Genomic DNA, 5,570 nt, shown 5'->3' with positions numbered 1-5,570 from the left:
TTTTTTAGCTCCAAGCCTTGCAGCTGTTTTAGACGGTGCTTATCATTGGCAAGATTGGCAAGCTTTAGCTCATAAGTCGTTGCATGTTGCATTTCGCCATAGACCGCCATTTTTTCGGCGGTTTGTTTGGCATTTTGGCGTTCAAAATGTGCCCTAGCAAGGTTCATAACATCTCCTTACTCTTTGACAATTTCAATGTTTTCTGCCATAGCAGCCAACCCCAAATCTTCAATAAAGTAGCCTTCATTTGAGCTTTCGTAGTTTTCGATTTGATCTCGTTTGGCGTTATCTACGATGGTTCGACGGCGTGCCCCTTCTTGGACATAGATGGACAAGTTGTCAAAAGTCGTTACCAAAATCGTGCCTTCTGGGAAAAACGGCACGGCATAAACAGGCAGATTACCCATGCGTTTTTGGGCGATGATGGTGTCGGCGGCTAGGCTTTCGCTGTTTGGCTGCTCTTTATTGACCAGTGGGAAATATTTATCCGCCACCATCTTGCGACTGGTAATCACCACCAAATCAGGGTTATTTTGATGCCATGGGTCAATCATCTCATCAACCAAATTCATCACCAGTGCGTCTAGGTTGTGATAGTCGCATTCTTCGGTTTTGCCGATTTTGATTTTTTGGCTGTCTTTGCCAGCTTTGAGCGTGCGAGACTCGTTCTCGGTACGCTGGTGCTGTAACCAGCCGATATTGACATCTTGCAAAAGTTGATTGGTGCTAAAATCAGTCTCTTTGGCGACTTTAACGCCATTAAAGCCAATCATGATGCGATCTAGGGCTTGTCGCTTGACGATGACATCACGGAATTTGGCATAAAAATCAGGGAATTTCGCCCATTGATCCAGCTTGGCGTAGCTAATCGCTGTGTCAAAATTGGTCTTGGTGCATTCGTACTGGCGAGAATCCAGCATGGTCGGATCAATCGGCTGGCGGTCTTTTGCCTGCGTGTCAGTACGGCTGGCAATCGGACGGGTTACGCCAAGACCAATGCCCTGACCTTTCATTTCACGCACCAGATAAGTATTAATTTTGCTCAAAAAGTCGCTGGATTCTTGAATTTTGGTTTCTAAGGTCTGTTGTACAGATGGCTCAACTGTGAATTTTTCGTGAACCGAATTGACCTTATTGATGGCAGCTAGGCTCGCCATCGCTTGACTGAATAATACTCGTGTTTCGTTACGCATGATTTGCTCCTTAGCAGTCGATATGGGCGTTGGTGGTGCCTACCGCTGGCGGGCGGCTTGGGATGGCAGCGATGCTGTCAATCTGGGTGCTTAGCGTCTGCACTTGTTGTTTTAGCTCGCGGATCTCGTCAGACTTAGCGTCTAGTTGTGCTTTGAACTGTTGACATAACTCATCGAAGCATTCGGTCAGATCAACGATTTCAACTTCATCTACCATCTCTTCTTGACCTTCCAAGTCGCCTTGCTCGTCTGGGTTGTCTTGGCTGTCTTTGTCGGTGAAAAACTGAGCGATACGCTCTACGATACTATCAGCCAATGACTTAGGCTCACTAAAATCAAAATCCGTCAATACCGCCGCTGTGAACAGATTACCCTCCGACTGTTTACGGTCAGCAAGGGGATTTTGCTTAGCATTAGCACAGAAGGTCAGCATCTCTGTGCCTAGACTGGCTGGGCTGTCGGTAACTGCCAAGCCCACCAGATACGCCTTGCCAGTTTTGGCAAAGTTGGTATCAATCTCCACCGAAGTGTAGATTTTTTGGTTTTTGGCGTTTAAGACTTTGAGTTTGTCATTTGGCTTGATTTGGGCAAATAGCGCAAGCTTATCTTCGCCATTGACCGTGATAGTCTCGGCTTTGAGCGCCAGCACATCGCCATAAGCGCCAAAGTCGCCATCTGGCATAAAGCCACGCATATGCTCAACATTGATGCGTGCGCCATAGACGCTAGGATCGTAGCTTGCCGCCATTTGTTCGATCCATTCTCGCTGGATTTCTCGTCCGTCGGTCGTTTGCCCAGATACGGCAATGCGAAACCATTTCATGTGTCAATCTCCAAAAAAATCATAGACAGCAAAAGACTAACCCACCACCGCCAATAAAACAAACCGCCAATGTTGTAAAACCCATATCTACAACAAGCCACCCACCACGCACATGCTAATGACAGCTAAGATAAGGCAAATTTTATTTTGTTTGCTTTATGAGTAATTTGACCGACATTGCCAATCTTGAACTTGTTTTTGATAACCGCCTAAAAGCCAAATTTTTATCTTGGCTTGGTTGGCGTAATGCCGACATCGCAGAAGCTCTGGGCGAAAACGAAAACACCATTGCCAGCTGGAAGGCTCGTGATAAGTGGGATAAAGTGATGGGCGATAACAGGGTTGAGCAAGCCCTACAAGTACGGCTAATGACCCTTGTCATGAAAGAAAAGAAAAATTCTGGCGACTATAAAGAGCTGTCCGAACTGTTTAAAAACTACAAAGAATTTGTGCGACTAGAACGCTACCGAGACGGTGGCAACGAAGCCGATTTAAACCCCAAAGTATCAGAACGGGGCAAAGCCAAAAAACGCAAAGCCAATACTTTTGATGACGAAGCGGTGGAAAAATTGGTGCTTGCCTTTGAAGAGTCGCTATTTGATTATCAACGCACTTGGTATCAAGCAGGCGATGAACGAACTCGTGTGATTCTAAAATCTCGACAAATCGGTGCGACTTGGTACTTTGCTCGTGAAGCTCTGGTGGACGCTGTTACCACAGGGCGAAACCAGATTTTCCTATCCGCCAGTAAAGCACAAGCCCATATTTTTAAAGAATACATCAAGCAGTTCGCCCACTCTGCCTGTGGCGTGGAGCTGTCAGGCGACCCGATCGTGCTGTCAAATGGGGCAAGTCTCAACTTCCTTGGCACGAACGCCCGCACTGCACAGGGTCATCATGGCAATTTTTATTTTGATGAATTTTTTTGGGTTTATGGCTTTGATGAATTAAACAAAGTCGCCTCAGGTATGGCAATGCACAAAAAATGGCGAAAAACTTACTTTTCCACGCCGTCCACCATGGCACACGAAGCCTACACCTTTTGGACAGGTTCACGATTTAACAAGGGCAAACCCAAAGACAAGCACCTTAATATTGATGTATCGCACAAAGCACTCAAAGACGGCAAACGCTGTGATGACAAACTCTGGCGGCAAGTAGTAACGATTATGGACGCACAAGCTGGCGGCTGTGATTTGTTTGACATTGATGAGCTTAGATTTGAATATTCAGCAACAGACTTTGCCAATCTTTTGATGTGCGAATTTGTCGATGACGGCGAGAGTATTTTTCCGCTCAATCTATTACAGCCGTGTATGGTGGACTCTTGGGAAGTGTGGCGTGAAGATTTTCGCCCCTTACACAGTCGTCCTTTTGCCAATAAACCTGTGTGGGTGGGCTATGACCCTGCCGAGACTGGCGACAGTGCTGGGCTTGTGGTGGTCGCACCACCTGCCGTGGCAAATGGCAAATTCCGTGTGCTAGAACGCCAGCAGTTTAAGGGTATGGACTTTGCCGCACAGGCAAACATCATCAAAGGCATTACCCAAAGGTACCATGTTACCTACATCGGTGTTGACACCACAGGTATGGGAACGGGCGTGGCACAATTAGTCAAGTCATTCTTTCCTGCTCTGACGACTTTTCACTATTCGCCAGAAGTCAAAACCCAATTGGTGCTAAAAGCATGGGATGTGGTCAAAAATGGACGGCTAGAATTTGACGCAGGACATACCGACATCGCCCATAGCCTAATGAGCATCAAAAAGACGCTCACCGCAAGCCAACGGCAAATGACCTTTGTCGCCAGTCGTAATGATGACATCGGTCATGCTGATCTAGCTTGGGCGTTAATGCACGCTTTATATAACGAGCCTTTAGAGGGCAAAACCGAACAAACAACGAGTTTTATGGAGTTTTCTTAATGAATATCGACTTACATCAAGGCGACTGCTTGGATATTTTAAAACAAATTCCAGATGGCTCGGTGGATATGGTGCTGACCGATCCACCGTATGGCATCAATTATCAGTCGTCGCACAGATACAAGGTCAAGAAATTTGACAAAATCTTAAATGATGAAACGCCATTTACTCAATTTATCGCACATTTACCACGATTATTAAGCAAAGACGGTTGTGGCATGATTTTCACAAGATGGGATAAACAACAAATATTTATTGACGAGTTAAAATCCCTCGGCATCAATCCCAAAAACATCATCATTTGGGATAAGGTCGCACATGGCATGGGAGACCTAAAAAGAACCTTTGGCTCAAGATATGAAAGCATTATTTTTTATTGCAATCATGGATTTAGGTTTAATGGCAAACGCCCAACCGATATTGTGCGTTTTAATCGCATAGGGGGGGGAGTTTAATACACCCAAATCAAAAACCGATTGAATTATTGCAATACTTAATAGAAAAATGCACCAGACCAAACGCAACCATTCTAGACTGCTTTATGGGTAGTGGATCAACATGCGTGGCTTGCGTTGGTACGGGGCGAAACTTTATTGGCATTGAACTGGACGATCATTATTTTTCGGTCGCCAAAAATCGCATTAACAATCAACTTAACGAACAGGAAACATCATGACAAACCAACCCATCGCCTTTACCTTTGGCGAGCCTGTCGCCATACACGACCGAGAAATTTTTGACTATGTAGAATGCTGGCACAACGGTCGCTGGTACGAACCGCCTGTGAATTTACACGGCTTGTCCAAAGCCTATAAATCCACCCCTTATCTGTCAAGCGGTATCATCTTTAAACGCAATTTTCTTGCCAATTTATTCGTCCCACACGCCAAACTTGGCCGCAAAGCCTTTGAGCAGATTGCCCTAGACTTCATCTGGTGTGGCAATGCCTATCTTGAAGAAATCCGCAGCGTGCGTGGCGGTGTGTTACGCTACCAGCCAAGCCTCGCCAAATACACCAGAGCGGGCAAAAATGGACAATTTTTCATGCTTTATGATGATGAATTAGGCTATCAAGAGCATCGATTTAGCAGCCGAATTTGCCACATCAAAGAATGCGACATCAACCAAGAAATCTATGGCTCGCCTGAATATTATGCCGCCTTGCAGTCAGCGTGGCTCAACGAATCAGCGACACTATTTCGCCGCAAATACTACAATAACGGCTCGCACGCAGGCTTTATCTTGTATGTCAATGACCCTGCCAACGACCCCAATGACATTGACGCACTCCGCCAAGCATTAAAAGACAGCAAAGGACCGGGCAATTTCCGCAATTTGTTTTTTTATAGTCCGAATGGCAAAAAGGACGGCATTCAAATTATCCCAGTGTCAGAAATCGCCGCCAAAGATGACTTCGGCATAATCAAGAACATCAGCCGTGACGATGTGCTGTCAGCGTTACGCATTCCACCACAACTACTGGGTATCGTACCAACCAACGCTGGCGGTTTTGGCTCAATTCGTGATGCATCTGAAATGTTTTGGCGAAATGAAATCATGCCACTACAAGCTCGGCTGGAAATCATCAATGAATGGGCTGGGAATGAGATTGTGAGGTTTAGGGGTTAT

At 45.8% G+C, this 5,570-nt stretch carries 6 protein-coding genes; 4 read left to right on the top strand and 2 right to left on the bottom strand.

Translation table 11 applies throughout. The annotated features are described in order from the left end of the window. Positions 1-176: 176 nt before the first annotated feature. Positions 177-1,193: a phage major capsid protein, P2 family gene (locus tag ACERC6_RS09990; RefSeq protein WP_373628912.1), complete on the bottom strand. Its 1,017-nt coding sequence runs from the start codon at positions 1,191-1,193 to the stop codon at positions 177-179. Positions 1,194-1,203: 10 nt separating this feature from the next. Next, positions 1,204-2,016, bottom strand: coding sequence for a GPO family capsid scaffolding protein (locus ACERC6_RS09985; RefSeq protein WP_373628911.1), 813 nt, complete (start codon positions 2,014-2,016; stop codon positions 1,204-1,206). Positions 2,017-2,174: 158 nt separating this feature from the next. Here ACERC6_RS09985 and ACERC6_RS09980 point away from each other — a divergent pair, with 158 nt between their 5' ends. The 4 genes from ACERC6_RS09980 to ACERC6_RS09965 all read left to right on the top strand — a co-directional run. After that, complete coding sequence (locus ACERC6_RS09980) at positions 2,175-3,941, top strand: terminase large subunit domain-containing protein (protein WP_373628910.1); 1,767 nt, start codon at positions 2,175-2,177, stop codon at positions 3,939-3,941. Continuing rightward, positions 3,941-4,396 carry a DNA methyltransferase gene (locus tag ACERC6_RS09975; protein ID WP_373628909.1) on the top strand — a complete coding sequence of 152 codons (456 nt, stop codon included), beginning with the start codon at positions 3,941-3,943 and terminating at the stop codon, positions 4,394-4,396. The genes ACERC6_RS09980 and ACERC6_RS09975 overlap by 1 nt, the downstream gene beginning before the upstream one ends. 29 nt (positions 4,397-4,425) lie before the next feature. Then, a complete protein-coding gene (locus tag ACERC6_RS09970) occupies positions 4,426-4,617 on the top strand; it encodes a DNA methyltransferase (RefSeq protein WP_373628908.1) in 192 nt (63 codons plus the stop codon). Beyond that, positions 4,614-5,570: phage portal protein (locus ACERC6_RS09965; RefSeq protein WP_373628907.1), on the top strand; the 957-nt coding region annotated here is incomplete at its 3' end. The genes ACERC6_RS09970 and ACERC6_RS09965, both read left to right, overlap by 4 nt.

The sequence above is a fragment of the Moraxella sp. E33BD genome, from assembly GCF_041807865.1.
Taxonomy (GTDB): domain Bacteria; phylum Pseudomonadota; class Gammaproteobacteria; order Pseudomonadales; family Moraxellaceae; genus Moraxella; species Moraxella haemolytica.
This window is presented reverse-complemented; position numbering and strand designations above follow the sequence as displayed.